This window comes from Actinomyces oricola (genome assembly GCF_004104015.1).
Classification (GTDB): Bacteria; Actinomycetota; Actinomycetes; order Actinomycetales; family Actinomycetaceae; genus Actinomyces; species Actinomyces oricola.
In genome coordinates, this window is sequence record NZ_RYFV01000009.1 from 67,363 (window position 1) to 91,853 (window position 24,491).

At 70.3% G+C, this 24,491-nt stretch carries 20 protein-coding genes and 1 pseudogene; 16 read left to right on the forward strand and 5 right to left on the reverse strand.

From position 1 onward, the window contains the following. Nucleotides 1–325 precede the first annotated feature (325 nt). The 13 genes and pseudogenes from trpB (EUC46_RS05370) to EUC46_RS05430 form a co-directional block, all read left to right on the forward strand. Nucleotides 326–1,501 (forward strand): annotated as a pseudogene (gene trpB, locus EUC46_RS05370) (tryptophan synthase subunit beta); the annotation flags it as partial. A 118-nt stretch (nucleotides 1,502–1,619) separates the two neighbouring features. Beyond that, nucleotides 1,620–2,111: a DedA family protein gene (locus EUC46_RS05375; RefSeq protein ID WP_128773159.1), complete on the forward strand. Its 492-nt coding sequence runs from the start codon at nucleotides 1,620–1,622 to the stop codon at nucleotides 2,109–2,111. A 329-nt stretch (nucleotides 2,112–2,440) separates the two neighbouring features. After that, nucleotides 2,441–4,273, forward strand: coding sequence for an anthranilate synthase component 1 (locus EUC46_RS05380; protein WP_128773160.1), 1,833 nt, complete (start codon nucleotides 2,441–2,443; stop codon nucleotides 4,271–4,273). A gap of 1 nt (nucleotide 4,274) precedes the next feature. Continuing rightward, nucleotides 4,275–4,928, forward strand: a complete 654-nt coding sequence (locus EUC46_RS05385; RefSeq protein ID WP_128773161.1) for an anthranilate synthase component II — start codon at nucleotides 4,275–4,277, stop codon at nucleotides 4,926–4,928. A 150-nt stretch (nucleotides 4,929–5,078) separates the two neighbouring features. Next, nucleotides 5,079–6,143, forward strand: a complete 1,065-nt coding sequence (gene trpD / locus EUC46_RS05390; protein ID WP_421701345.1) for an anthranilate phosphoribosyltransferase — start codon at nucleotides 5,079–5,081, stop codon at nucleotides 6,141–6,143. Next, nucleotides 6,140–8,437 (forward strand): tryptophan synthase subunit beta, encoded by a 2,298-nt coding sequence (gene trpB, locus EUC46_RS05395; RefSeq protein WP_128773163.1) that lies wholly within the window; start codon nucleotides 6,140–6,142, stop codon nucleotides 8,435–8,437. The genes trpD and trpB (EUC46_RS05395) overlap by 4 nt, the downstream gene beginning before the upstream one ends. A 1-nt stretch (nucleotide 8,438) precedes the next feature. After that, nucleotides 8,439–9,287 carry a tryptophan synthase subunit alpha gene (gene trpA, locus EUC46_RS05400; protein ID WP_128773164.1) on the forward strand — a complete coding sequence of 283 codons (849 nt, stop codon included), beginning with the start codon at nucleotides 8,439–8,441 and terminating at the stop codon, nucleotides 9,285–9,287. Nucleotides 9,288–9,447: 160 nt separating this feature from the next. Further along, nucleotides 9,448–10,485: an ABC transporter ATP-binding protein gene (locus EUC46_RS05405; RefSeq protein ID WP_128773165.1), complete on the forward strand. Its 1,038-nt coding sequence runs from the start codon at nucleotides 9,448–9,450 to the stop codon at nucleotides 10,483–10,485. Then, nucleotides 10,485–11,252 (forward strand): ABC transporter permease, encoded by a 768-nt coding sequence (locus EUC46_RS05410; RefSeq protein ID WP_128773166.1) that lies wholly within the window; start codon nucleotides 10,485–10,487, stop codon nucleotides 11,250–11,252. The genes EUC46_RS05405 and EUC46_RS05410 overlap by 1 nt, the downstream gene beginning before the upstream one ends. Before the next feature lie 5 nt (nucleotides 11,253–11,257). Next, nucleotides 11,258–12,076, forward strand: a complete 819-nt coding sequence (locus EUC46_RS05415; protein WP_128773167.1) for an ABC transporter permease — start codon at nucleotides 11,258–11,260, stop codon at nucleotides 12,074–12,076. Nucleotides 12,077–12,119: 43 nt separating this feature from the next. Then, the gene (locus EUC46_RS05420) at nucleotides 12,120–12,779 is read left to right on the forward strand and encodes a type II toxin-antitoxin system PemK/MazF family toxin (RefSeq protein WP_128773168.1); all 660 of its coding nucleotides are present in this window, start codon (nucleotides 12,120–12,122) and stop codon (nucleotides 12,777–12,779) included. A 381-nt stretch (nucleotides 12,780–13,160) separates the two neighbouring features. After that, the gene (rpsT, locus tag EUC46_RS05425) at nucleotides 13,161–13,421 is read left to right on the forward strand and encodes a 30S ribosomal protein S20 (protein ID WP_128773169.1); all 261 of its coding nucleotides are present in this window, start codon (nucleotides 13,161–13,163) and stop codon (nucleotides 13,419–13,421) included. A 190-nt stretch (nucleotides 13,422–13,611) separates the two neighbouring features. Beyond that, nucleotides 13,612–15,099 (forward strand): DUF1846 domain-containing protein, encoded by a 1,488-nt coding sequence (locus EUC46_RS05430; RefSeq protein WP_128773170.1) that lies wholly within the window; start codon nucleotides 13,612–13,614, stop codon nucleotides 15,097–15,099. 146 nt (nucleotides 15,100–15,245) lie between these two features. Here the strand turns inward: EUC46_RS05430 and holA are convergent, their stop codons facing one another. The 5 genes from holA to EUC46_RS05455 all read right to left on the reverse strand — a co-directional run bounded on the left by holA (nucleotide 15,246) and on the right by EUC46_RS05455 (nucleotide 21,089). Continuing rightward, a complete protein-coding gene (gene holA / locus EUC46_RS05435; RefSeq protein ID WP_128773171.1) occupies nucleotides 15,246–16,286 on the reverse strand; it encodes a DNA polymerase III subunit delta in 1,041 nt (346 codons plus the stop codon). 29 nt (nucleotides 16,287–16,315) lie between these two features. Continuing rightward, nucleotides 16,316–17,959, reverse strand: coding sequence for a ComEC/Rec2 family competence protein (locus EUC46_RS05440; RefSeq protein WP_128773172.1), 1,644 nt, complete (start codon nucleotides 17,957–17,959; stop codon nucleotides 16,316–16,318). Beyond that, the gene (locus EUC46_RS05445) at nucleotides 17,956–18,723 is read right to left on the reverse strand and encodes a ComEA family DNA-binding protein (protein ID WP_241655416.1); all 768 of its coding nucleotides are present in this window, start codon (nucleotides 18,721–18,723) and stop codon (nucleotides 17,956–17,958) included. Before EUC46_RS05445 ends, EUC46_RS05440 begins: the two co-directional genes overlap by 4 nt. A 197-nt stretch (nucleotides 18,724–18,920) precedes the next feature. After that, complete coding sequence (locus EUC46_RS05450; RefSeq protein WP_128773173.1) at nucleotides 18,921–19,754, reverse strand: DegV family protein; 834 nt, start codon at nucleotides 19,752–19,754, stop codon at nucleotides 18,921–18,923. Nucleotides 19,755–19,799: 45 nt separating this feature from the next. Further along, nucleotides 19,800–21,089 (reverse strand): glycosyltransferase, encoded by a 1,290-nt coding sequence (locus EUC46_RS05455; RefSeq protein ID WP_421701338.1) that lies wholly within the window; start codon nucleotides 21,087–21,089, stop codon nucleotides 19,800–19,802. A gap of 164 nt (nucleotides 21,090–21,253) precedes the next feature. Between EUC46_RS05455 and EUC46_RS05460 the strand changes: the two genes are divergently transcribed. The 3 genes from EUC46_RS05460 to EUC46_RS05470 all read left to right on the forward strand — a co-directional run bounded on the left by EUC46_RS05460 (nucleotide 21,254) and on the right by EUC46_RS05470 (nucleotide 24,407). Beyond that, complete coding sequence (locus EUC46_RS05460; RefSeq protein ID WP_128773175.1) at nucleotides 21,254–23,227, forward strand: helicase HerA-like domain-containing protein; 1,974 nt, start codon at nucleotides 21,254–21,256, stop codon at nucleotides 23,225–23,227. A 130-nt stretch (nucleotides 23,228–23,357) separates the two neighbouring features. Next, nucleotides 23,358–23,771, forward strand: a complete 414-nt coding sequence (locus EUC46_RS05465; RefSeq protein ID WP_128773176.1) for a DUF5663 domain-containing protein — start codon at nucleotides 23,358–23,360, stop codon at nucleotides 23,769–23,771. Nucleotides 23,772–23,822: 51 nt separating this feature from the next. Further along, nucleotides 23,823–24,407 carry a P-loop NTPase fold protein gene (locus EUC46_RS05470; protein WP_128773177.1) on the forward strand — a complete coding sequence of 195 codons (585 nt, stop codon included), beginning with the start codon at nucleotides 23,823–23,825 and terminating at the stop codon, nucleotides 24,405–24,407. The last annotated feature ends 84 nt before the right edge of the window (nucleotides 24,408–24,491 follow it).

A 24,491-nucleotide genomic window follows, 5' to 3' on the forward strand; every position in this document is an offset into this window, starting at 1 on the left:
TGACATGCTCCGGCCCAGGGTCCCTCCGGCCCAGGGGCTGAGAGCCCCGGGGCCGGAGGGCCCTGAAGGCTCTGAGAAGGTCCGCGGGGCACTCGTGCGCCTCACCGGCGCCCCGGTGCCCCGCGCCGGGGCACTATCCGCCTGGTATCCACCTGGTGCCGCACATTTGCGCTTTGCCCCGTGCTTCCCTAGGGTCCGCACAGTGACGACCAGCACTCTTCCAGGCTCCGCCCCCACCGCCAACCGCGTCCCCACCGGCCCCTTGGGCCCGGACGCCCCCGGTTACACCGCGCCCGCAGCGGGTGACGATGTGCCACGTGAGACGATCCTGCCCGCGTTCTTCGGGCGTTTCGGCGGCCAGGAGGTGCCCGAGTTCCTTCTGCCGGCCCTCGATGAACTCGAAGCCGCCTTCACCCGAGCCGTCGCCGACCCCGCCTTCCTCGCCGAGTTGGACGAGCTGCGCTCCACCTACCTGGGCCGGCCCACCCCCCTCTACGAGTGCCGCAACCTGCCCCTGGAGGGCCGGGCCCGGATCGTGCTCAAGCGCGAGGACCTGGTTCATGGCGGCGCCCACAAGGGCAATAACGCCCTGGGCCAGGCGCTGCTGGCCAGGCGCATGGGCAAGAAGCGCCTCATTGCGGAAACCGGGGCGGGCCAGCACGGGACGGCCACCGCCATGGTGGCGGCCCTCATGGGCCTGGAGTGCACCATCTATATGGGCGCTCACGACGTGGCCCGCCAGCGCCCCAACGTGGAGCGCATGGAACTCATGGGCGCCACTGTTGTGCCGGTGACCCAAGGCGGCGCCGGCCTCAAGGACGCGGTGGATGTGGCCCTGGGCCAGTGGTGCGAGCAACTGGAGGACACCTTCTACGTCCTGGGCTCGGCCACCGGGCCGCACCCCTTCCCCACGATCGTGCGCTACTTCCAGGCCGTCATCTCCGCGGAGTCCCAGCGGCAGGTCATGGAGCGCTACTGCCGTCTGCCCGACGCCGTCGTCGCCTGCGTGGGCGGGGGCTCCAACGCCATTGGCGCCTTCGCCTCCTACATTGACGACCCCGAGGTGGCACTGGTGGGTGTCGAACCGGCCGGCAAGGGCCTGGACACGCCCTTCCACGGCGCCCCCATCTGCGCAGGGCGCACCGGCATCCTGCACGGGACCCGCTCCTACGTCATGCTCTCCGACGACGGCGAGGTCCTGCCCTCCCACTCGGTCTCAGCCGGCCTGGACTACCCCTCGGTAGGCCCCGAGCACGCTCACCTGGCGGACACGGGCCGGGCCACCTATGTGGGGATCACCGACGAGGAGGCGGTCGAGGCCTTCGGCCTGCTGTCCCGCCACGAGGGCATTATCCCGGCCATGGAGTCCTCCCACGCCATCGCCCAGGCCCTGAAGATGGCGCGCGAGCACACTGAATCCGGCCCCGACGGCGAGCTCCTGCTCCTGGTCAACCTCTCAGGCCGGGGGGACAAGGACATGGACGAGGTTCGCGAGCACTTGAGCTAGATGCCCGCCGGCGGGAAGCATCGGGAAGCATCCCGGGCTCCTGTTCGACCACCGAGTGCGGCGCTCGCCGTGAGACTATCCCAAGCGCCCCACTAAGGTTAGCCTGGCCTGCATGATCGATCGTCTTCTGGAGCTCCCCCTGGGCTGGGGCCTGCTCGCATTCTGGTGCATTGCCATGCTGCGCGCCAACGGCTCGTACTGGCTTGGGCGGGGCATCGCCGCGGGCACCTCCCTGTCGCGCTTCTCCCACCTGCTGGACTCCCCGCTGTACCGACGAGCCCAGGTCATGGCGGAGCGCTGGGGCGTGCTGGCAGTCCCACTGAGCTTTCTGACCGTAGGCGTGCAGACCTTCGTCCAGATCTCCGCCGGCGTAGCGCGCATGCCGCTGCGCCGCTACCTGCCCGCCGTTGCCGTGGGGTGCGCGATCTGGGCGCTGATCTACGCCACCATTGGTATGGCGGTGATCCTGGCCTGGTTGAAGTCCGGCGGCCACTGGCTGGTTCCCGTCCTGCTCCTGGCCGCGATCGTGACCCTCATGGTGCGCCGCCGGGCCTCCTCCGCCTCGCGACGTCAGGAGCCCGCGGTCTCCGGCACCGCCCCCTGAGGGCCGCCCCGGCACGGGAGGGCCGCCCATCCAGACCGATGCCGGCCCGAATGCGGCGCAGCGGGCGAGCACCAGCGCCAGAGGTGCGGCCCTTCCAGGATGAGGTGCGGTCCTTCCAGGATCCGGACATGTTGTCTTCAACCACACCGGCTCACTAAAGTGTCGCCCATGACAGTGCGACGCGCCCCTTGGTGGTGGCTCCCCACGCGGCGAGCCATACTCATGTCGCGCTGAGACGCGCACGGCTCGCCCACCGGGCGGGTCAGTATTAGGAGTTACGCGTACACGGCCCGCCTGACGTCACCGACGCTATTCAGGAAAGAGGCCCTATGAACCACAGCCCCAGCCAGCCGCCCACGGTGCTGACGCGCTCGGTGCCCTATGTGGCCGACAGCGGCACCCTGCTGGAGGAGCTTGCCCGCGCCGGCCTGGTCGCCACCACCGGCCGGGGGCGCCCCCGACCAGTGGATTCGGTGCTCCTGGAGTCGGTGGACATCGCCACGAAGGCGTCGCGCACAACCATCGCGGTCCTGGAGAGCTCGACGCGCCTGACCTGCCAGGGGCAGAGCGTCATCGTTGAGCCCCTCCCCCAGGCCATGGCCGACGGCCGGGCCGCCCTGGCCCACCTGCGCACCGCCCTGGAGGAGCACGTTGTGCTCGATGCGCCCGGACGCCTTGAGATCACCATCGCCTCCGCCCCCGACGACAGCGCCCTGGAGGAACGTGCGCGCCTGACCGCCCGCTCCACAATAGAGCCCCTGCGCGTCCTGGCGGCCAGGCAGGTGGACCACCCGCACCTGCCGCTCGTGGCCGGCGTTGTCGCCTTCGACTACCTGGCGACCTTCGAGGCCCTGCCGGAGGTGACTATGGGGGCCAACACCTGTCCCGATTACCTCTTCTATGACGCACGCGTCATCCTGGTCGTCGACCACCCCACGCGTGAGGCCACCCTGGTCGGAGCGAGCGTGGATGCCGCCGACCTGGCCGAGCGCATTGAGGCCTTGGCCGTCGGAATCACGGCGGCCTGCGCGCGCAGCGGGGCCGGGGACTCGCCCAGTGGGGCCGGCGGGACCGGGGACGCGCGCCGCCCGGCCGCCCAGGGTGCAGCCGCCCAAGCGCCGCAGGCCCGGGCGCCGCAGCCCGCGGGAGTGCAGCCGTCCCCGGAGATGAGCCGGGATCGCCCGGTCCTCCACGCGGTGCCCACCCAGTCGGACACCGACTTCGCGGCCGTGGTGGAGACAATGAAAGAGGCGATCGACGCCGGGGACGTCTACCAGGTGGTGCCCTCGCGCGGATTCACCCTGCCCTGCCCCGACGCCCTGGCCGCCTACCACCAGCTGCGCAAGACCAACCCGAGCCCGTACATGTTCTACGTGGCCGCCCCGGATTTCGAGTTGCTGGGCGCCTCCCCGGAATCGGCCCTGCTGCACTCGGCGCGCACCGGCCGGGTCTCGATCCGCCCCATCGCCGGAACCCGCCCCCGCGGCCTGGCCCCCGACGGGAGCGTGGACCACGAGCGCGACACGCGCCTGGAACTGGAGCTGCGCACTGACGCCAAGGAGGTCGCCGAGCACGTCATGCTCGTGGACCTGGCCCGCAACGATGTGGCCCGGGTGAGCGTGCCGGGCACTCGGCGAGTGCACGATCTACTGCGCGTGGACCGCTACTCCCGGGTCATGCACCTGGTATCCGAGGTCAGTGGCCGGCTCGCTCCGGACCTGGACGCCCTGGACGCCTTCCGCGCCTCCATGACCATGGGCACCCTCACCGGAGCCCCCAAGCTGCGCGCCGCCGAGCTCATCCGCGCCGCCGAGGGGGTGCGCCGCGGCTCCTACGGGGGCTCGGTGGGCTACCTGCGCGGGGACGGGGAACTGGACACCTGCATCGTCATTCGCGCCGCCTTCGTGCGCGACTCCTCGGCCCTGGTGCAGGCCGGCGCCGGGGTGGTGGCCGACTCGGTGCCGGTCATGGAGGCCGCCGAGACCGTCCACAAGGCCAGTGCCGTCCTGGCCGCGATCGCCGCCGCCCAGGGCGCCGACCTGGTCATTGACACCGGGAGCACCGGGGCGCCCACGGAGCCCCCCGGCCCCTGGCCCGAACCGCCCGCCGATGCCCCCGGCCCCTGGCCGGTGGCGCCCGCCGACATGGTGAAGGAGGCGTGAGATGCGCGTCATCCTGCTCGACAACCGTGACTCCTTCGTCTACAACCTGGTCGACCAGTTCGCCGTCCTCGGCGCCAGTATCGAGGTCTACCGCAACACTGTGGAGGCCTCCACGATCCTGTCCGCGCTGGAGCCCACCGGGGCCGAAGCCGCCGGCAGCGGGCGCCCCATGCTGTGCCTGTCGCCCGGTCCGGGCCACCCCCGGACCTCGGGCTGCCTCATGGAGCTTGTTCACGCCGCCCTGGAGCGCACCATCCCCACCTTGGGCATCTGCCTGGGCTTCCAGGCAATCGTTGAGGCGGCCGGCGGGCGCGTGGAGCGGGTCGGCCCGGTCCACGGCCGCTCGGTGCGCGCGGCACTGACCGGTGCCGGGCGCACTGACGCCGCCTTCGCCGCCTTGGGCCAGGCGGGCCTGGATGTAGCCCGCTACCACTCCCTGGGCACGCGCGAACTGCCCGGGGACCTGGTCTGCCTGGCGCGCACTGTGCAGGAGGACAAGCCGGGCGTTGTCGGCATTGTCATGGCCGCCCGGCACCGCCGTGCTCCCATGGTGGGGCTCCAGTTCCACCCCGAGTCGCTGCTGACCCCGCAGGGCCCCGGCATCCTGCGGGCCCTCACCACCGACCTGACCATGACGGCGCGCCCGGCCTCATGACGGCGCGGCCCGCCGCAGACCCCGAACCGGCCGCCGTAGCCGCCCCCTTGTCTTGACTGTCTTGACCGCAGTCTTGACCACACCCACCTTTCTAGTTCTTCTAGGAGACGCACTATGACCGACAACCAGGCCCCCGCTGAGAACAACGCCATGAGTACCACGGTCGCCGACGCCAGGCCCGTGCCCGACGCCGAGGACGCTCACCGCCTGCTGCGCAGCGTCATCCAGGGCAAGCGCCTCACCCAGGAGGAGACCGGCGTCGTCTTCGCCGCTCTGGGCGCCGGCGACCTGTCCGAGACCGAAACCGCGGCCCTCCTGGCGGCCCTCCACGCCCGCGGCGAGACCGCTGAGGAGGTGGCCGGCGCCGCCGGCGCCTTCCGCGAGGCCGCCCGCCCCTTCCCCGAGGTGACCTTCCCACTGGTTGATGTGGTGGGCACCGGCGGTGACGGCATGGGCACCATCAATATCTCCACCGGCGCCGGCATTGTTGCCGCCTCCATGGGCATCTCCGTGGCCAAGCACGGCAACCGCGCTGTCTCTTCGAAGACCGGCGCCGCCGACGTCGTGGCCACCCTGGGCCTGCCCCTGGACCTCGACCCGACCCGGGCCGTGGAGATCCTCGCCCGCGATCACTTCGCCTTCTTGTTCGCCCAGGCCTACCACCCGGCCATGCGGCATGTGGCCCCCATTCGCAAGGCACTGGCCACCCCCACGATCTTCAACGTCCTCGGCCCCCTGCTCAACCCCGCCCACCTGACCTACCAGCTCATGGGCGTGGCCGATCCCGCCCTGTTGGACATGATCGCCGAGTCCATGGTCCGCCTGGGCCGCAAGCGCGCTCTGGTGGTCCACGGCGCGGGCACCGACGAAATCGCTGTTCACGGCACCACCATGGTGCGCGAGGCCACCCCCCGCGGGGTGAAGGCCTACGAGGTGACCCCCACCGATCTGGGCGTACCCACCTATTCACTGGGGGACATTGTGGGCGGCGCCCCCCAGGAGAACGCCCGACTCCTGCGCGAGGTCTTCGAGGGCCGGGGGGCTCCCGCCCACCGCGACGCCCTCGCCGTCAACGCCGGCGCCCTCCTTTACCTGGCCGGCCCGGCCGACAATCTGGCCGACGGCACCGCCATGGCCCTCCAGCAGATCGCCTCGGGGCGGGTCGCCACCCACCTGGACTCCATGACCAGGGCCACCGGTCAGGAGCTCCGATGAGCCGAGGCGACTCCCTCCAGTCTCCCGGGGCCGGCGGGCCGACGCCGCGTCCCCGGCTCCGGCCGGTCGATGAGCGGCTCATGGCCACCGGCACCGTCCTGGACTCCATTGTGGCCTCGCGCCGCAGGCGCCTGCCCGAGCTGCGCCAGACCTTCGGGCACCTACGGGCCAATGATCTGCCCCGCTCCCAGCGCTCCTTCCGCGCCGCCCTGCGCACCCGCAGCGGCGCCGGCGCGACGGCGCCGCCCGCGCTCATTATGGAGTGCAAGGCGGCCTCCCCCTCCCGGGGCACGATCCGCGCCGGTTACGACCCGGCCGGTCTGGCGGCCCAGTACGCCCCGCACGCCGCCGCCATCTCGGTGCTCACCGAACCCGACCATTTCAATGGCTCCTTCGCCGACCTGGCCGCGGTGCGGGCGGTGGTGGACGTGCCGGTGCTGTGCAAGGACTTCATTGTCGACCAGGTCCAGGTGCTGGCCGCCCGGTCGCTGGGCGCCGACGCCGTTCTGCTCATGCTCTCGGTCGTGCCCGACGACGTCTACCGCGAGCTGGCGGACCTGGCCGGCGGCCTCGGCATGGGGGTGCTCACGGAGGTCTCCACCCCGGAGGAGATGCACCGGGCGGCCGCCCTGGGCGCGCAGGTCATTGGCATTAACAATCGGGACCTGCGCACCCTGGCCACCGACATTGCCCGCACCGAAGAGCTCGCCCCCCTGGCTCCGGCGGGCACGGTGCTGGTCGGCGAGTCGGGCGTGAGCACCCCTGTGGACGTGCGGCGCCTGGCCGGTCTGGTCGATGCCCTGCTCGTGGGCTCGGCCCTATCCGGCGCCCCCGATCCCAGGACCGCGGCCGCCGCCCTGGCCGCCGCCGTGCCGGTGGCGGCACGGCGGGCCCCGAGCGCCGTCGCACCGGCCCAATCGGGTGCGCCCGCCCCGCCCGGGGCGGGCGGGACGTCATCCCCCGGCCCGGCACCGTCGTCGTCCGGCGCCAGAAGCAGCGGAGAGCGGGCCGCCACCCACCCGCGCCTGCCCGCGTTCTTCGGCCCCTACGGGGGCCAGTTCGTCCCCGAACTGCTCATCCCGGCCCTGGACCAGCTGGAGGACGCCTTTATCGAGGCTCAGGCGGACCCCTCCTTCGCCGCCGAACTGGATACGCTCATGACCCGTTTCCTGGGGCGCCCCACCCCGGTGACCGAGTTGCGCAACCTGCCGGTCGAGGGCCGTGCCCGCATTCTGCTCAAGCGCGAGGACCTGGTTCATGGCGGGGCGCATAAGGGCAACCAGGTGCTGGGCCAGGCGCTCTTGGCCAAACGCATGGGCAAGCGGCGCATTATTGCCGAGACCGGGGCCGGCCAGCATGGGACCGCCACCGCCATGATCTGCGCCCTGCTGGGACTGGAGTGCACCGTCTACATGGGCGCCACCGATGTGGTGCGCCAAGCCGCCAATGTGGAGCGCATGGAGCTCATGGGCGCCACAGTGGTGCCGGTGGCCAGCGGCGCGGGAACACTCAAGGACGCGGTCAATGAGGCGCTACGGGATTGGACGGCCTCCTTCCATGACACCCACTACCTCCTGGGGACTGCGGCCGGCCCCCATCCCTTCCCCACGATCGTGCGCGAGTACCACCGGGTCATCTCCCGGGAGGCGCGCGCTCAAGTGCTGGCCCTGACCGGCCGTCTGCCCCACGAGGTCATTGCCTGCGTGGGCGGCGGCTCCAACGCCATTGGCATGTTCGCCGAGTTCATTGACGACCAGGATGTGGTCCTCACCGGCGTGGAGCCCGCGGGTCAGGGCCTGGACACGGCTCACCACGGGGCGCCGATCAACAAGGGGCTGGTGGGCATCCTGCACGGGGCGCGCAGCTACCTCATGCGCACCGCCGACGGGCAGGTTGAGGAGTCCTTCTCGGTCTCGGCGGGCCTGGACTACCCGGGGGTGGGGCCGGAGCACGCCTGGCTGTCGGACTCCGGGCGGGCCCGCTACGTCGGGGTCGACGACGAGGGGGCCATTGCGGCCTTCCGGTTGCTGAGCCGCTACGAGGGGATCATCCCGGCGGTGGAGTCCGCCCACGCCCTGGCCCACGCCCTGCGGGTGGCGCGCAACGTTCCCGCCGGGGACGAGCCCCCGATCCTGCTGGTGTGCCTGTCCGGGCGCGGGGACAAGGACCTGGAACAGGTGCGCATGCGCCTGGGCGGCTCCTTCAGCGCCGATGGCGCCGTGGCACGGGCCGCCCGAATGGTCGAGGAGATGGGCAAACGCCGCGAGTACATGTCCTTGGCGAAGGAGTCCTGAGATGAGCCGCTACTCCGAGATGTTCGCCGCCCTCCGGGCGCGCGCCGAGGGGGCCTTCGTGCCCTTCGTCATGGTGGGCGACCCTACTCCGGCTCTCAGCGAGGAGGTGATTGAGGCCCTGGTCGCCGGCGGGGCCGACGCCCTGGAACTGGGCGTCCCCTTCTCCGACCCGGTGGCGGACGGGCCCACGATTCAGCGCGCGCACCTGCGGGCGCTGGCCGCGGGCGCCGGGTTCGACGCCTGCCTGGAGGTGGTGGCCGGGGTGCGCCTGCGCCACCCGGGGCTGCCCATTGGCATGCTCATCTACGGCAATGTGCCCTTCGCGCGAGGCCTGGAGCCCTTCTACGCCGACTGCGCCCGGGCGGGCATTGACTCGGTGCTGCTGCCCGACGTGCCGGTGCGCGAGTCCGCCCCCTTCTCCGCCGCCGCCCGGGCTGCGGGCGTCGACGCGGTCTACATCGCCCCGCCCTCGGCGGCCGAGGAGACCCTGGACGCGGTGGCTGCGGCCAGCCGCGGCTACGTCTACGCGGTCTCGCGCGTGGGGGTCACTGGCGCTGAGCACGCCTCCTCCACCGTGGGCCTGGCCCAGTCCGTGGCGAGGCTGCGGGCCGACGCCGCCGCCCCGGTCATGCTGGGCTTCGGCATCTCCCGGCCCGAGCAGGTGGCGGAGGCCATTGCGGCGGGGGCCGACGGGGCGATCAGCGGCTCGGCGACGGTGGCCATTGTGGAGGAGCATGCGCCCGCGCTACTCACCGCCCCTGACGGCCCCGAGCGGGAAAGCGAGTTAGCGGCCCTGCGCAGCGAGCTGGTCGATTTCGTGCGCGCCATGAAGGGGGCCACGCGGCGCTGACTTACATGCCCCACCGGGCCGGCTCTCCGGAGGCGGACCGGGACTGTGCGCCGGCGGGCCAGCGCGTCATACCCGGGCATGAGGGGGGCGCCCACCGCGGCGGCCGCGATCCGGCCGTAGTCTGACGACCCTGCGGCCCGCCTCGGCCAGAGTTGAGGTCATGGACACAACCCCACCACCGACTGCTCTGACGCCATTGCGCCCCGACCCGGCGGCACCCGCGGGGGGACGGGCCCTCTCCCAAGGGCTCGCCTCCGATCCGGCCATTGCCACCCGCGGCCTGACCAAGACCTTCGGCACCGGGCGCAAGGCGCGCACGGTCGTCGCCGACCTTGACCTGGCCGTCCCGCGGGGCGTCGTCTACGGCTTCCTCGGACCCAATGGGTCCGGGAAGTCCACTACCATGAAAATGCTCCTGGGGCTGCTCGCCCCCACCCGCGGGGAGGTGGCCCTGTTGGGAACCTCGCTGGACCGGCGCAGCCGTGGCCCCCTCATGGCCCGCACCGGCTCCATGATCGAGCGGCCGCCGGGCTACACCCATCTGACCGGTGCTGAGAACATGCGGATCATCCAGCGGATGCTGGGCCTGACTGATCGGCAGGTTGAGCGGGCACTGGACCTCGTGCGCCTCAACGAGCACAAGGACCGGCTCGTGCGCGCCTATTCCCTGGGGATGAAGCAGCGTTTGGGGATCGCCATGGCGCTGGCCCGCGAGCCTGAGCTGCTGGTCCTGGACGAGCCCACCAATGGCCTGGACCCGGCCGGCATTGAGGAGGTGCGCCACCTGCTCATCGACCTGGCCGGGCAGGGCGTGAGCGTCATGGTCTCCTCCCATCTGCTCGACGAGATCGACCGCATGGCCTCGGTGCTGGGGATCCTATCGGCCGGGCGGCTGGTCTTCCAGGGCACCCGCTCCGACCTCATGCGCCGCTCGGTTCCCGACCTGCACCTGGTCTCCCCCTCGGCGGACGCCGTCGGCCCGGCGCTGCTGACGGGGCTTGTCCCCTCGGGGGCTGAGGCCCGATCACTGCGACGGGTTCCCGACGGCCTGCAGATCACGGGGCTGTCCGCCGACGCCGCCGCCGAGTTGGCGCGACGACTGGTGGCGGCCGGGGTGCCGATTCACGAGCTGCGCCGCCAGACCCAGAACCTGGAGGACGTGTTCAGGGACCTCACTGGCGGGACGGGGGTGCTCTAATGCGCTATCTCACCGCGATACGCCTGGAGCTGGTCAAGATGCGGCGGTTGTGGACCGTGCCGGTGGCCGCCGCCCTCGTCGTGAGCACGGTGGCCCTATCCAGCATCAACCTTTTCATGGAGTCCTCGCGCCCGGGTTTCACCGACCCGGACCAGCGCCTGTGGGAACAGCTGCTCCTGGGGTACTCGCTCATGTCCGCCATCACTGGTCCGATCCTCACGTCGGTGCTCGCCAGCCGGCAGGCCGACATTGAGCACTCCGGGGCGGGGTGGACGCTCTTGGCCACCGCAGGCCTGACCCCCGGGTCGCTGTGCCGGGTCAAGGTCGCGGCTCTCAGCCTGGTTGTTATTCCCGCGGTCACAATCCAGACCTTGCTGCTGATCGGCCTGGCGCGCCTGCGAGGCGTCCTCGTCCCGCTCGAGGCCGGCCCCTGGGCCCTGTACACGGTAGAGCTGATCTGCGTCGACCTGGTCTTCTGCGCCTTCCACGTGTGGCTCGCCTCCATCCGCGAGAACCAGCTGGTCGGCGTGGGCGTGGGGCTCGTGGGCTCCTTCATTGGCATCTACACAATGCTCCTGCCCCTATGGGTGGCCCGGCTCGTCCCCTGGGGCTACTACGCCGTCATCTCCTGCGCCACCCAATACGCGACGAGTGCGACGACCATCCGCTATACAACCCCTCCCCTGGGGTGGGTCGCCGCCTTCCTGGCCCTCGCCGCCCTTCTTTTCACCGCCGCCACCAGGCGACTGGACCAGATCGAGAGGTGATCCCCATGACCGCGCTGCCCTCCTCGTCCTCACCCGGCCTCGCCCCCTGCGGCCCGGCGCCCACCAGGCCCCGGGTAATCGCTCTTCTGGCGGCGGAGGCCATAAAACTGCGCCGCTCCTCGGTGTGGATCGTGTCCCTTCTCCTGCCGGTGCTCGCAGTCGTGGCCGGAGGAGTCAACTACGTCCTCAATGTCGGGGTGCTCACTCCGGGCTGGGCGAGCTACTCCTCGCAGGTGCTTCTCTTCTACGCCCTGTTCTTCTGCTCCCTGGGCGTGGCGCTGCTGGCGTCCTCGGCGTGGAGGCCCGAGCACCGCACGACCAGCTGGGACATCGCCGTGACCAGCCCGGCGGGACCGGTCGCTCTCGCCCTCGCTAAAACAGTTGTCCTCACGGTGCCGCTGGCGGCCATGCAGGGGCTCCTTCTCGTGCTCACGTGGATGGTCGGAACCGGTCTCGGTCTGGGGATGCTGCCGCCGGCCGCTCCCGTTGGGGGCTGCCTCATCGTCCTGATCTCAGCGCAGCCGCTCATTGCCGTCCAGTCGACGCTGAGCATGCGAATGCGCTCCTTCGCAGCACCTGTGGCCGTGTGCTTCGTCGCCATCGTCGTGAGCCTGTCCCTGGTCATGCAGGACAGTCCCCTGGCCAACCTATGGCCCCCATCGCTGGTCACCCAGACCTTGACCCTGGGATCGTCGGCGACGCTCTCCAACGCCGGGTCTCTGGACGCCGCCTCCCTTATCCCCGTGCTGCTCGGCTCGCTCGGCTCGGGGGCCGTCTGCTGGATCCTGCTGGCCCTGGCGGCGCGCCGCGGTATGCCGGGCTGAGGTCGCCACGGGGCTCGGCCCGACAGGACGGTAGGCTCCGCACATGGTCTCACTGCTCAACCAGATCCTGTCCCTGGTGGGGCGCGCCGCCAGGGACGCGGCCGCCGACGCGGTCCACGGTGAGCGGTCCGGGCGTGCGGGCGCCCAGGTCGCCTCCCCACCAGAGGCAATCGCGTCCTGCGACCCGCCGCGCCCGCAGGGCCGGCCCGTGCGCCGGGGCCCGGCCGCCTCCGCGGCCGGGTCCCGCCCGCCGTCGTCGGCCGGGCCGGCCCGCGGTTCCGCTGCCGGCCGCACGGGCGTCTACGACGTTGAGGCCCGCGGCCTACCCGCTTTCGCCTACGCCCCGGACCCCGACGGGGACGCCGACCCCGGCGAGGTGGTGTGGACCTGGGTGCCCTACGAGGAGGACGCCGCCCGCGGTAAGGACCGGCCGGTGCTGGTGCTGGCGCGCTCAACCGACGGCCTCGTTGTGGCCCAGATGACCAGCAAGGACCATGACCGCGACGCCGCCCAGGAGGCCCGCTGGGGCCGCTACTGGCACGACGTCGGCTCCGGGGCCTGGGACCGGCAGGGCCGCCCCAGTCGGGTGCGCCTGGACCGGCTGCTGGTGGTGGACCCCGCAGCGGTGCGCCGCGAGGGCGCCACCATGGAGCGAAGGACCTTTGATGGTGTGGTCGCCGCACTGCGCGCCCACCATCACTGACATCACTGACATCACTGACATCACTGGCATCACTGGCACTGCCGACGCTGCTGACACTGCTGCCATTTGCCGCCATGACGGGCACTGCCGCCCGGGTCGCCCCGTTTCGCCACCGGCGGATGCCGCATTGCGTCCTTGTGCACCAGTGACGCAGCGCATAGGCGCACACGGGCCCCGGGGCGACGCACCTCACGCCGTCATACCTTGCCAGGCCCGGGAAGCTGCGGATAACGGGTGCTAAAGTCCTCTTCTGGACCTCTGGCCTGGCCGACTGCGGGGTCCGGCGACCGGGTGAGCCAGGTGCCCCACCGTGTACCAGCCCGTGGCGCGAACCCTCTTTCCGGCCATCGACCGCATTCGACCCAGAAAGCATCACTGACAGTGGCGAACATCAAGTCCCAGATCAAGCGCATTAAGACCAATGAGAAGGCCCGCCTGCGCAATCAGTCCGTTAAGTCCGAGCTCAAGACCTACGTGCGCCGGGTGCGTGAGGCCGTCGAGGCCGGCGACAAGGCCGCCGCCGAGGAGCACCTGCGCAAGGCCTCCCGCAAGCTCGACAAGGCCGTCTCCAAGGGCGTCATCCACAAGAATCAGGCGGCGAACCGCAAGTCCAAGCTCGCCAAGCGCGTCGGCTCCCTGTGAGGCCGGTCCCCTTGAGCACCGTTGAAGGGCGTCTCCCAACCGGGAGACGCCCTTCAATATCCTTGAGCGATCCCCGGGCGACCCTTGAGCGCGGCCGGACATCCCTCCGGCGCGCATGCGGCTACCATCGCCCCTGGCCGCGCCGTCACCGGCACCCCGAACCGTCCCATCCCGAACACAAGGAGAGCGCATGCGCATTGGATTCGACCGCGACACCTACCTGCGGACGCAGTCCAGGCACATTGCGCAGCGCCGCGCTCAGTTCGGCGGCAAGCTCTACCTGGAGTTCGGCGGCAAGCTCATTGACGACATGCACGCCTCGCGCGTCCTGCCCGGTTTCACCCCGGACAACAAGATCGTCATGCTCGCCGAGCTCGCCGATGAGGTGGAGATCGTGATGGCGGTCAATGCCCGCGACCTGGCCCGCAATAAAGTTCGCGCGGACCTGGGCATCCCCTACGAGGACGACCTGCTGCGCCACCTCGACGCCTTCCGCGACTACGGACTGTACGTGGGCAGCGTGGTGATCACCCAGTGGACGGATGACAACCGACAGGCCAAGGCTTTTAAACGCAAGCTCGAGCGGCTGGGCATCACCGTCTACCGCCACTACCCCATTGCCGGCTATCCCAACGATGTGGCCCGCATCGTCTCGGACCGCGGCTACGGGCGCAACGAGTACATTGAGACCTCCCGCGACCTGGTGGTGGTCACCGCCCCCGGTCCGGGCAGCGGCAAAATGGCTACCTGCCTGTCGCAGATCTACCACGATCACCGCCGCGGCATCTCCTCGGGGTACGCCAAATTCGAAACCTTCCCCATCTGGAACCTGCCCCTGGATCACCCGGTCAATATCGCCTACGAGGCGGCCACCGCGGATCTGGATGACATCAATATGATCGACCCCTTCCACCTGGCCGCCCACGGGGTCCAAACAGTCAACTACAACCGGGACGTCGAGATCTTCCCGGTCCTGACCCGCCTATTCGAACAGATCTTGGGGGCCTGCCCCTACGCCTCCCCCACTGACATGGGCGTGAACATGGCCGGCCGCTGCATTAGCGACGACGAGGCCTGCCGCCAGGCCGCCAAGCAGGAGATTATCCGCCGCTACTACAAGGCCCTGGTCGATGAGAAGCGCGACGGCGTCGACCCGGTGGTCTCCGGGCGCATAGCCCTGCTCATGAGCAAGGTGGGCGTCGGCAAGGAGGACCGCCCCGTGGTAGTCCCCACCTTGCGCCTAGCGGCATCCACGCGGGCCCCGGCGGCCGCTATTGCGCTACCTGACGGGCGAATTGTGACCGGTAAAACCAGTGCACTGCTGGGCTGCTGCTCAGCCATGCTGCTCAACGCCCTCAAGGTCCTGGCCGGGATTGATGACAAGGTGGAACTGCTGGCCCCCGAATCGATCGAGCCGATCCAGACCCTCAAGACCCGCCACCTGGGCTCTCACAATCCGCGCCTGCACACCGACGAGGTGCTCATTGCCCTGGCGGTCTCCGCCAACCGGGACGACAATGCCCGCCGCGCCCTGGATCAGTTGGAGAGCCTGCGCGGCTGCGACGTGCACACCTCCACCATTCTGGGCCCAGTGGACGAGGGCATCTTCCGCTCCCTGGGCGTTCAGGTCACCAATGAGCCGGTTTACGCCACTAAATCCCTGTACCGGAAACGGTGACCGGCCCGGCCCGATCGAAGGCTCCTCCTTGAGCCGCCCAGGCGGCGTCATCGCGGCCGACGGCAATGGGCGCGCAGGCGGTGGTTACGGCGGCCAATAGTGACGCGCCGGCTCAGTAACCTCAATGACCTCAATAACTCAGTGACTCAATGACGCTGCCGGGCCCCGGCCCGCCGGGCGCTGCACACGGCCAGGACGGCGCGCTCGGCGGCATGGACCGGGTCCCGGCTGCCTCCTTTGATCTCCGCGTCCGCCTGGGCGATGGCAATGATCGCGGCGGCCAGGGCGTCATCACTCCAGCCGGCGAGGTCCTCACGGGCCCGTTTGACCTGCCAGGGGCTCATGCCGATGTCACTGGGATTCATGTCCCGCCGTCCGCCAATGGCCGCCAGTCGCGCCAGCTGACGGATCTTGGCGGCCAGGGCCCCCACGATCGGCACCGGGTCGGTGCCCGTGGCCACCGCGTGACGCAGGGCGGTAATAGCCCGGCCGACATTGCCCACCACGGCGGCGTCGGCGACCGTGAACCCAGTGGCTTCAAAGCGACCCGCATAGTAGGTGTTGACCTGGGCCAGGGTAATGGTGCCCCGGGTGTCCGCTATGAGCTGGTCGACGGCGGCGCACAGCTCGCGCAGGTCCGAGCCGAGGGCGTCCACCAGGGCCCCCACGGCTGCCGGCTCTATGCGGCGCCGGGCGCGCCGCACGTCAGCGCTCACCAGGGCGGCCTTGTCCTTGGCGTACTTAACGGCCTGGCAGGTGACCACCGGGTAGGGCGAGGCGGCAATGGCCTCCAGGAGCCTCTTGCCGCGCTGCCCCCCGTTATGGCGTAGCAGTAGGACGACATCGGGGTCCGCCCGGGGGACGTAGGCGAGTAGGTCGGTGAGCAGAGCGTCGTTCATCTGCTCCAGGGCGGGCACCAGGACGAGCTTGGGCTCCCCGAACAGGGAGGGCGAGACGAGGGTGTCGAGCTGGTGGGGCTCATAGGTGGCGGCCTCAATCCTGCTGATCTCCGTGCTCGGGTCCTTCTGGCGGGCCAGGGCCAGGAGGCGGTTGACGGCGCGCTCGGCAAGAAGCTCCTCACCGGCGCGCACCAGCACCACCGGTGCGAGCTCGACCTCCTCCCAGGAGGGCCCGATGGGGGTGCTGCGTGAACCCCGCCGAGAGCGGGAGGGCCGAGGAGGTGCCATGGTCCAAGCCTGCCACGCCCCCAGGACGCCTATGCGCCCGCCGGGCCCGCCCGCGACCTCCATCGGCCCCACCCCGCCACCAGTGCCGCCGCGGCCGCCTCGCAGCCGGCCAGGAGGGCGGCGCCGCCGATCCCACTGGGCCAGGGGAGGGCTGCTCCCGGCAGGGAGGCGAAGAGGCACGCCACCTGGACCAGCCAGGCGCAGGCGGCCAGGGCCGGCCAGGCCACCAGCCTGGCCCCGCCCTCCCAGACCGGTGCCAGCAGGGCGGCCAGCAGGCCGCACACGGTGGCCACCGGGACGGCCGGGGCGGCCAGCATATTGGCCGGCAGCGCCCACAGTCCCACGGTCGGTTGGAGCAGCACCAGCAGGGGCGCGCAGGCGGCCTGAGCGGCCACCGGCAAGGCCAGGGCGGCGGCCAGCCACCGGGGCAGGCGGCGGGAGAGCCACACCTCCAGGGGGCGGGCGGCCAGAAGGATTCCGGCAGTGGCGGCCACGGAGAGCGCGAAACCGTAATCGTGGGCCTGCCAGGGGTCGACCAGCAGCAGGAGGAGCACGCTCGCGCCCAGGGCCGGCAGGGACGCCGAGCGCCGCCCGAGAGCCACGCCGGTGAGCATGACCCCGCCCATGGCCGCCGCTCGCAGCACCGACCCTCCGGGGCGCACCAGCGCCACCAGAGCCATGAGGACGAGCGCCCCGGCCAGGGCCCGCCATCGTCTGGGCACGGGGCCGAGCACGGTCAGGGCCAGGCCCAGGACAATGACGACGTGCTGGCCGGAGACGGCCGTCAAGTGCGTCATGGATACGGCACGCATGTCGGTGCGGACCCGGGTGGGCAGGGCGTGGTCGTCCCCCAGTGCGACCCCGGGCACCAGGGCCCGGCTGCCCGGGGGCCAGGGCGCCCCGGAATGGCCGGCTCCCACTTCGGGCCCGACGGCCTCGACGAGCCCCCGACGCAGGGTCGTCACCACCCCCAGAACGCCCGTGGGCCCCTCCAGGACCCGCACGGCCGCCGATCGCGGGATGATGGCGCCCGCCCGCTCCCCCGGCTCGGTGGCCTCCAGGCGGGCGCGCACCTGGACGCGTGAACCCATGGGCGCCTCCAGCCACTCCTGGCCGCCCAGAACGATGGCACTCAATGCCGAGGGCTCTGTCTCCACACTGTCCACGGCGATCTCGGTGAGGATCAGGGTGCTGCCGGGCCCCGCCACCACCCGCGGCTCCCGGGTCACCGCCCCCGTCAGGGTGACGGTGCGCTCCTGGACGACGGCCGCTGTAAGCGGGTCCCGGCTGCGCGCCCAGGACTGTGCCGCACTGACGACCAGCACGGCGCTCGCGGCCAGGGCGCAGACCATGACGGTGGCGCTGAGCGACCCGATGGCGCCCCCGCCGGGGACCTGGGCGCCCGGTCGCGGGTCGCGGCGGTGACGAGGCGGGTTGAAGCGCCTGGTAGAGGGCACGAGGGCGATCGCGAGCAGGACAAGGGCGCCGCCGGCGCTCAGGGCCCGGGGCCAGGCTCCCGCCGTGGGCAGGGCGCTCGCCCAGTAGGCGGCGGCCCAGCCGCATAGGGCGGGGGCCGCCAGGCGCAGGTCCACCGGGTCGGGGGCGCGCGAGGAGACGGCGTGGCCGGCGCCCGGCGCGCTCTGGTCCGCAGCGGCCCCGCCGGGCGTGCTCACACGCTCGCCTCCTCGCGCAGGGCCTCGAGCTTGGCCTGCCCGATCCCGGGCACCTCAATGAGGTCTTCGACGCTGGTGAAGGGGCCGTGAGTGCCCCGGTAGTCGACAATGCGCTGGGCCAGGGCCGGGCCGATCCCCGTCAGCGCCTCCAGTTCGGCGGCGGTGGCGGTGTTGATATTGACCCGCCCGCCGGGGCCGGTATGGGGCGTGGTCGATGAGGGCGGCGCCGGGCCGGCCGGGGTGTCCCAGGTTGAGGCGTCTTCGCCTTGGTGCGGTACGCGCACCTGCTCGCCGTCGGCCAGGGGGCGGGCCAGGTTGAGCTGGTCGGGGTCGGCGTCGACAGTGGCCCCGCCGGCTGCGGTAATGGCATCCACAACCCGTGATCCGGCGGGGAGCGTGACCACGCCGGGCGCGCTCACCGCCCCGGCGACATGGACCATGAGCTCCCCCGTGGCGCCCGGGGAGGCCAGGGGGTCCGGTGGCGCCAGCGCCTGGGCGGGATCGGTGCCGGCCGCGGGAGTTGAGGGCGCCGCCGGTGACGGCGTCGCCGGCGCGCCGGTGGGGTTCGCCGGCGCACCCAGGACGGCCCGCCCGGCTAGGAGGAGCGCCAGGGCGATGAGGAGGGCGCCCGCGCCCATGGCCGCCTTGGGCGCCAGGGCGGCGCGGCGGGGCCGGCGCTCGCTCTCCTTGGGATCGGTGGAGCAGGCCAGGCGCACGAACTCCTCCAGGGGCCGGGTCCTGGGTGGGGTGCGACGCCTGCTCATGGCTCTGACGGTAAGCGGGGTTGGCCCGGCGGCGCCGGCCGCCTGTGAAGGCTCCCGGGCCGGGGGCCCGGGAGCGGCCCTGTGGTTCCCGGCCTCGCGGGCGGCTCAGCGGATGCCTGCGCCTCCGCCTCGTCAATATGACCGACATTATCGACATGATCAACATCGGCACGGGTGCCGGAGCCGGCAGGTGCGGCTCAGGGGTGAGCCTCCAGGGTGGGGGCGACGACGACGGCCAGGGCACCAGGGCCCACGTGGACGCGGGTGGCCGCGTCCACCGGGGAGCGCATAATGCTGGAGACCTGGGCCCCGGCCTCCACCATGGCGGCGGCCAGGTCCTCCTCCAGGGCGCGGCCCGCGGCCGGGTCGTCGCAGTAGTGCAGGGCCAGGCGCACCGGTTCCATTGGCGGGCGCGGACCGGACAGGGCCGCTCCGCCGGCGGCGCGCACGGCGCGGTCTATGAGGTGGCGGCGGGCCCTGGCGGCGCCGCGAACCGTTTCCGCCACCACTATGCCCCCGCTGGTGACCTCCAGGATGGGGCGTACGCCCAGGGCGCCGCCGAGGAGCGCCGTGGTGCGATCAATGCGCCCGCCACGACGCAGGTGGGTGAGGTCGTCGACGAGGAAGAACAGGCGGGAGCGCGATGCGCTCTCCCGCGCCAGGGCCGCTGCGCGCCTGGCGTCCGGCGCCCGGCTGGCGGCCATGGCCGCCAGGGCCAGGGCCCCTCCCGAGGTGCCCGAGTCCACGACCGTCACCGGCCCCGCACCGGAGTCATTGACCTCGGCGGCCGCCTGGCGGGCGTTGTCAATGGTGCCCGACAGGGCGGCGGTGAGGTGGAGGGCCAGGACCTCATCGGCGCGCTGTGCGGCCCGGCGGTAGGCGCCGGCGAGCTCGGCCACGGAGGGGCGCGACGTCGCCGCCCAGGCCCCCCCGGTGTCGGTGGTGTGCAGTTCGACAACCCCGATCCCGTGAGCCCGGGCGAGCGAGGGCGGCAGGCAGGCCCCGGAGTCGGTGACGACGGCAACAGACATGCCTGCCACCCTATCCCCGCCCGCCAGGGCGGCGCGCCTGCGCCATTAGGCGTTGAGGGCCAGGCGCTCAGTCAGCGGCAGCCCCACAATGAGCCGGTGGTAGAGGTTCTCCAGCCGGGCGGTCATGGCCGCCGAATCGAAGTCCTGGGCGGCTTGCCGGGCGCCGTCGGACAGGGCCCGCATCCGTTGGGGATCGTCGAGGAGGGAGGCAATGGTGCGGGCGAAATCCGGGCCATTAATGCCATCGGTGAGCACCGCATTGCGCTCCGAGAGGCACTCGGTGAGCCGCTCGTCGCAGTACACGGTCGGCAGACCAGCGGCGGAGGCCTCCAGGATGACCATCGGCTGGTTGTCGAAATGGTAGGAGGCCAAGGCGAACAGATCCGCCTGGGCGAGCAGAGCGGCGACCTCCTCGGGGGTGCGCATGCCGAGGATGACCACTTTGTCGGCCACCCCCAGCTCCTGGGCGCGCATGCGCAACTCCTCCTCATAGGGGCCGCCGCCCACGAGCACGAGCTTGACCTTGCGGTCGCGCAGGTGCGCTATGGCATCGACCAGGACCATCTGCCGCTTCTCGGGGCTCAGGCGCGCCACGCAGACGATCAGCTGCTCACCGGGGGCCTTGGCCACTGGGGAGTCCTCGGGGCGGGCCCGCCGGTAACGGCTGGTGTCCAGTCCATTGGGCAGGACAATGCACGGTGAGGACAGGCCGCCGCCCCGCAAGAGGCTGAGCGCCAGGTGTTGGGACGGTGAAATGCAAGCGTCGCACTTGTTGGCGAAGGCCGCGGTCAGACGCAGGCCGTGCTGCCACAAGGTGCCCTTAATGGCCTCCTTGGGGCGGACCCGGGTCAGCCGCCCCCCGCCCTCGGACTTGGGCATCTTGAGCATGACTGGAGGCGTGCGCAGAGCGATGGGGTAGGCCACCGAGACGGCGAGCAGCCCCGCGGTCACCGCGAAGGGGTAGTCGTCAAGCAGTTCGGTGTAAAGGGTGTGGATGGTGGTCACGTGCGGAATGCCCTGGCGTATCGCGATATTGCGAGCCAGCACCCCCAGGAAGAACTGCGTCTGGCTGTGGACGACGTCGAAGTGGTACTGGTCGAACTTGCGCCTGAGGCCGGGCAGGATCTTGGCCAGGTCCCTCTCCTCGAAGACCTTCGACTTCGAGGACGGCACGCGGATAATGTGGTCATCGGTCTCAATGTGGCCCTCGACCTGGGGGGCGACAACGAACACCTCATGCCCCCTCTTCTCCAGGCCGGCGCGGAAGGCCGCGGTGGAGGTCGCTACCCCGTGCACCGAGGGCAGGTAGTCGTCAATGAAGAAGCCAATTCTCATGTCAGGGATTGGTCCAGTGTCGGGGGAACGGGTGGGCGCAATCGGACCATGCTCACGTCCTACTCAGTCGTCTGGATCTTCGGGGGCGCCGTCGTTGACGCCCTTGTTGATGGTAACGGTTCTACGGGCGCCGCTGCGCCCCCCTGGCATCCTACGATGAGGTCATGACCGACTCCGCTGAGATCGCCCGCCTCAGAGCCGTCGCCGCCCAGGCGGCCGCCGACGCCGCGGCCGCCCGAGCCGCGGCAGCCCAGGCGGCCCTTGACGCGGCCCTGGCCGCCCGGCGCACGGGCGACGAGGCGAGTGCCGGCCCACCGGCAGCCTCTCCGGACTGCGCACCCGCCGGCCCTGCGCCCCCCGCTGTCGAGCCCGTGGTCGAGACGACGGCGGGCGCCGATGCCCCTGCCGTACCGCCGTCGCAGGACCCGTCATCGACTACAGAGCCGACTACAGAGCCACCGCCCGCAGCGCCGTCGGCCCGGCCCGAACTCAGCGGGTACGCCGCCGAGGTGCGCGCGGGCTACTCCTTCTCCTCCTCGGCCCTGCCGGTGGGCACCTACCTGGAGGCCACCGGCCCCCAGCCCGCCCCCGTCCCCGGCGTGCGCGTGGGCATCCCCCTGGGGTTGCTCAACCGCCACGCCCTCGTGGCCGGGGCCACCGGGACCGGTAAGACCCGCACCCTTCAACTCCTCGCCGAGGGGCTGAGCGCCGCCGGCGTACCGGTCTTCCTGTCCGATATCAAAGGGGATCTCACCGGCCTGGCCGAACCGGGTCGACGTAGTGACAAGCTCGCGGCGCGCACCGCGGCCACCGGGCAGCAGTGGGCGCCCCAGTCCTTCCCCCTGGAACTGTTCACCCTGGGCGGCCCCGGCAAGGAGGTGGCGGGTAAGGGAACGCCGATCCGCACCACCATCACCGAGTTCGGGCCGATCCTGCTCTCCCGCGTCCTGGGCCTCAACGACACTCAGGCCTCGGCCCTCCAGCTGGTCTTCCACTGGGCCGACGCCCAGGGGCTGGCCCTGCTGGACCTGAAGGACCTGCGTGCCGTCGTCGACTACCTGACAGGCACGGATGCCGGCAAGGAGGAGCTGAAGACCATCGGCGGGGTGTCGGCGGCCACGGCCGGGGTCATCCTGCGCCAGATCGCGGCCCTGGAGTACGGCGGCGGGAACCGTTTCTTCGGTGAACCGGCCCTTGACATTGCCGACCTCATGCGCGTCGCCCCTGATGGGCGCGGCGTCATCTGCGCCCTGGAGCTGGAGGACATCCAGTCCCAGGGGACCGTCTTCTCCACCTTCCTCATGTGGCTGCTGGCCGAGCTCTTCGAGGAGCTGCCGGAGGTGGGGGATGTGGAGCGGCCCCGGATCGTATTCTTCTTCGACGAGGCGCACCTGCTGTTCAATGGCGCCACGAAGGCCTTCCTGGAGGCGGTGACCCGCACGGTGCGGCTCATCCGCTCCAAGGGGGTGGGGATCGTCTTCATCACCCAGTCGCCCACCGATGTGCCCGACGCCGTCTTGGCCCAGTTGGGCAGTCGGGTGCAGCACGCCCTGCGCGCCCACACCCCGGCCGACGCCGCCAAGCTCAAGAAGGCCGTCTCAACTTTCCCGACCGGCCCGGTGGACTTGGCGCATGTGCTCACCTCGCTGGGCACCGGCCAGGCCGTGGTCTCGGTGCTCGACGACAAGGGCCGCCCCGCCCCGGTGGCCCCAACGGTCGTGGACGCCCCGGCGTCGGTCATGGGCCCGGCCCGGGAAGCCACGGTGGCCGGGCTGCTGGCCTCTTCACCGCTGGCCCCCCGGTACTCCACGGCCGTGGACAATGAGTCGGCCTACGAGATGCTGGCCGCCCGCGTCGAGGCCGATGCCAGGGCCGCCGAGGCCGCCCGCGCCGCGGAAGCGGCCGCCAAGGAGCAGGCCAAGGCGGAGGCGGCTGCGCACAAGGAGGCCGCCAGGCGCCGCAAAGAGGCGGAGAGGCTGGAGCGGGAGGCCATTAAGGAGGCTGAGCGCCGCCGGCGCGAGGCCGAGCGGGCCGCGCAGCGGCGCCAGCGCGAGATTGAGAAGACCGTCGGCTCGGTGGGCCGCCAGATCACTCGCGAGCTCACCCGCTCCGTCTTCGGCACCCTCAAGAGGCGTTGAACTCCCCGCCATCGGGACCTCTCCTGATACCATCATCTTGCTGGGTGTAATACCTTGGCACATCCCCCACAAGTCAAGGTGTTCCGAAAGATACTTCCAGCATCACCCATACACGGAACTGGAACACGCCATGAATCCCGTCCCCTACTCAAACACACGCTTAACCAGCGAAGAATTAGATGCGCTCGGTTACTCCGATCTCACTGAAGAACAAAAGTTCGCGATTATTGTCGCCGCACATCACGCCCTAGAAATACGCGTAGGAGAGGAACTGTCAGCCAACCTGAGCAAGCAACAAATGACTGAATTCGAGAGAATCTTAACTCAACCCGATGCCGACCAAAATAGCTTGCATTGGCTTATTCAAAATATGCCTGCTTATCGACAAGTAGTCAGTCGACAACAACGTCAACTCAGAGAAGAGCTCGCTAAGATCACAAGCGATTTCCATACCCATTTTTCGCCTGAACACGAGCCTCTACGCGACTCATCGCGGAACTCATCAAGCCTCGACGATCACCATAAGACCGTCGCCGACACCTAGACCTCAAAATCCGCATTCCATCGAAAGCCAACGAGAACCTCGTCTACTCTCATGACCAACTCATACCTGCACCAAGAACTAGCCGATGACGTCTGCAAGTTGCTCTCCGAATTCCAGTCATCAGATTCGGAATCTCACGGAAATAAATCCGACCGTCTCAATACGTCTCTGACCCGAATCTCGCGAGAATCCTCCGTCATCTCCATCTGGGGCGAACGCGGATCCGGGAAATCCACGCTCCTCAGCCATTGTCTTCAAAAATTCAGTGAAGATTCAACCTATATTGTCCTGCCACCGATTTCGCCCGAACTATTCGGACCACATGACACACTCCTAAACGTCGCACTCGCCGCATTACATGATCATATTGAAAGAAACCTCTCAATCGATCAAAACGATAGATTGAGACTCATAAAAGCCGTCCAACGCGCCCGGCGCAACGCAGCACTCAACGCCGTACCTCTCGATCATCTTCTCACGGCATCCACTTCAGCCATCAGTTTCGCAAGGGAACTTCAAGAAGTTGCCGGAAGCACCGAGAGCCTCTACTTCGATCTCCAACAACTCATAAGCGAGGTCACTACATTATGTAATGAGGGTTATTCATGGGGTGTTGTAGGTGAATATGAGGGCTAGTACTGCGGTGATTGTTGTGTTGAATGTGTTCAGGGGTCTTCGGTAGTCGTTGTGGAGGATTCTCCAAGTCTTGATATTGGCGAT

Excerpts from the sequence above, each read along its gene's own strand:
- EUC46_RS05385 (WP_128773161.1), top strand. The coding sequence starts at position 4,275 with ATGCGCGTCATCCTGCTCGACAACCGTGACTCCTTCGTCTACAACCTG.
- EUC46_RS05375 (WP_128773159.1), top strand. The coding sequence starts at position 1,620 with ATGATCGATCGTCTTCTGGAGCTCCCCCTGGGCTGGGGCCTGCTCGCA.
- EUC46_RS05455 (WP_421701338.1), bottom strand. The coding sequence starts at position 21,089 with ATGAGAATTGGCTTCTTCATTGACGACTACCTGCCCTCGGTGCACGGG.
- EUC46_RS05415 (WP_128773167.1), top strand. The coding sequence starts at position 11,258 with ATGACCGCGCTGCCCTCCTCGTCCTCACCCGGCCTCGCCCCCTGCGGC.
- EUC46_RS05450 (WP_128773173.1), bottom strand. The coding sequence starts at position 19,754 with ATGTCTGTTGCCGTCGTCACCGACTCCGGGGCCTGCCTGCCGCCCTCG.
- EUC46_RS05470 (WP_128773177.1), top strand. The coding sequence starts at position 23,823 with ATGACCAACTCATACCTGCACCAAGAACTAGCCGATGACGTCTGCAAG.
- EUC46_RS05465 (WP_128773176.1), top strand. The coding sequence starts at position 23,358 with ATGAATCCCGTCCCCTACTCAAACACACGCTTAACCAGCGAAGAATTA.
- EUC46_RS05430 (WP_128773170.1), top strand. The coding sequence starts at position 13,612 with ATGCGCATTGGATTCGACCGCGACACCTACCTGCGGACGCAGTCCAGG.
- EUC46_RS05410 (WP_128773166.1), top strand. The coding sequence starts at position 10,485 with ATGCGCTATCTCACCGCGATACGCCTGGAGCTGGTCAAGATGCGGCGG.
- EUC46_RS05380 (WP_128773160.1), top strand. The coding sequence starts at position 2,441 with ATGAACCACAGCCCCAGCCAGCCGCCCACGGTGCTGACGCGCTCGGTG.
- trpD (WP_421701345.1), top strand. The coding sequence starts at position 5,079 with ATGAGTACCACGGTCGCCGACGCCAGGCCCGTGCCCGACGCCGAGGAC.
- EUC46_RS05460 (WP_128773175.1), top strand. The coding sequence starts at position 21,254 with ATGACCGACTCCGCTGAGATCGCCCGCCTCAGAGCCGTCGCCGCCCAG.
- trpB (WP_128773163.1), top strand. The coding sequence starts at position 6,140 with ATGAGCCGAGGCGACTCCCTCCAGTCTCCCGGGGCCGGCGGGCCGACG.
- EUC46_RS05445 (WP_241655416.1), bottom strand. The coding sequence starts at position 18,723 with ATGAGCAGGCGTCGCACCCCACCCAGGACCCGGCCCCTGGAGGAGTTC.
- trpA (WP_128773164.1), top strand. The coding sequence starts at position 8,439 with ATGAGCCGCTACTCCGAGATGTTCGCCGCCCTCCGGGCGCGCGCCGAG.
- holA (WP_128773171.1), bottom strand. The coding sequence starts at position 16,286 with ATGGCACCTCCTCGGCCCTCCCGCTCTCGGCGGGGTTCACGCAGCACC.
- EUC46_RS05420 (WP_128773168.1), top strand. The coding sequence starts at position 12,120 with ATGGTCTCACTGCTCAACCAGATCCTGTCCCTGGTGGGGCGCGCCGCC.
- EUC46_RS05405 (WP_128773165.1), top strand. The coding sequence starts at position 9,448 with ATGGACACAACCCCACCACCGACTGCTCTGACGCCATTGCGCCCCGAC.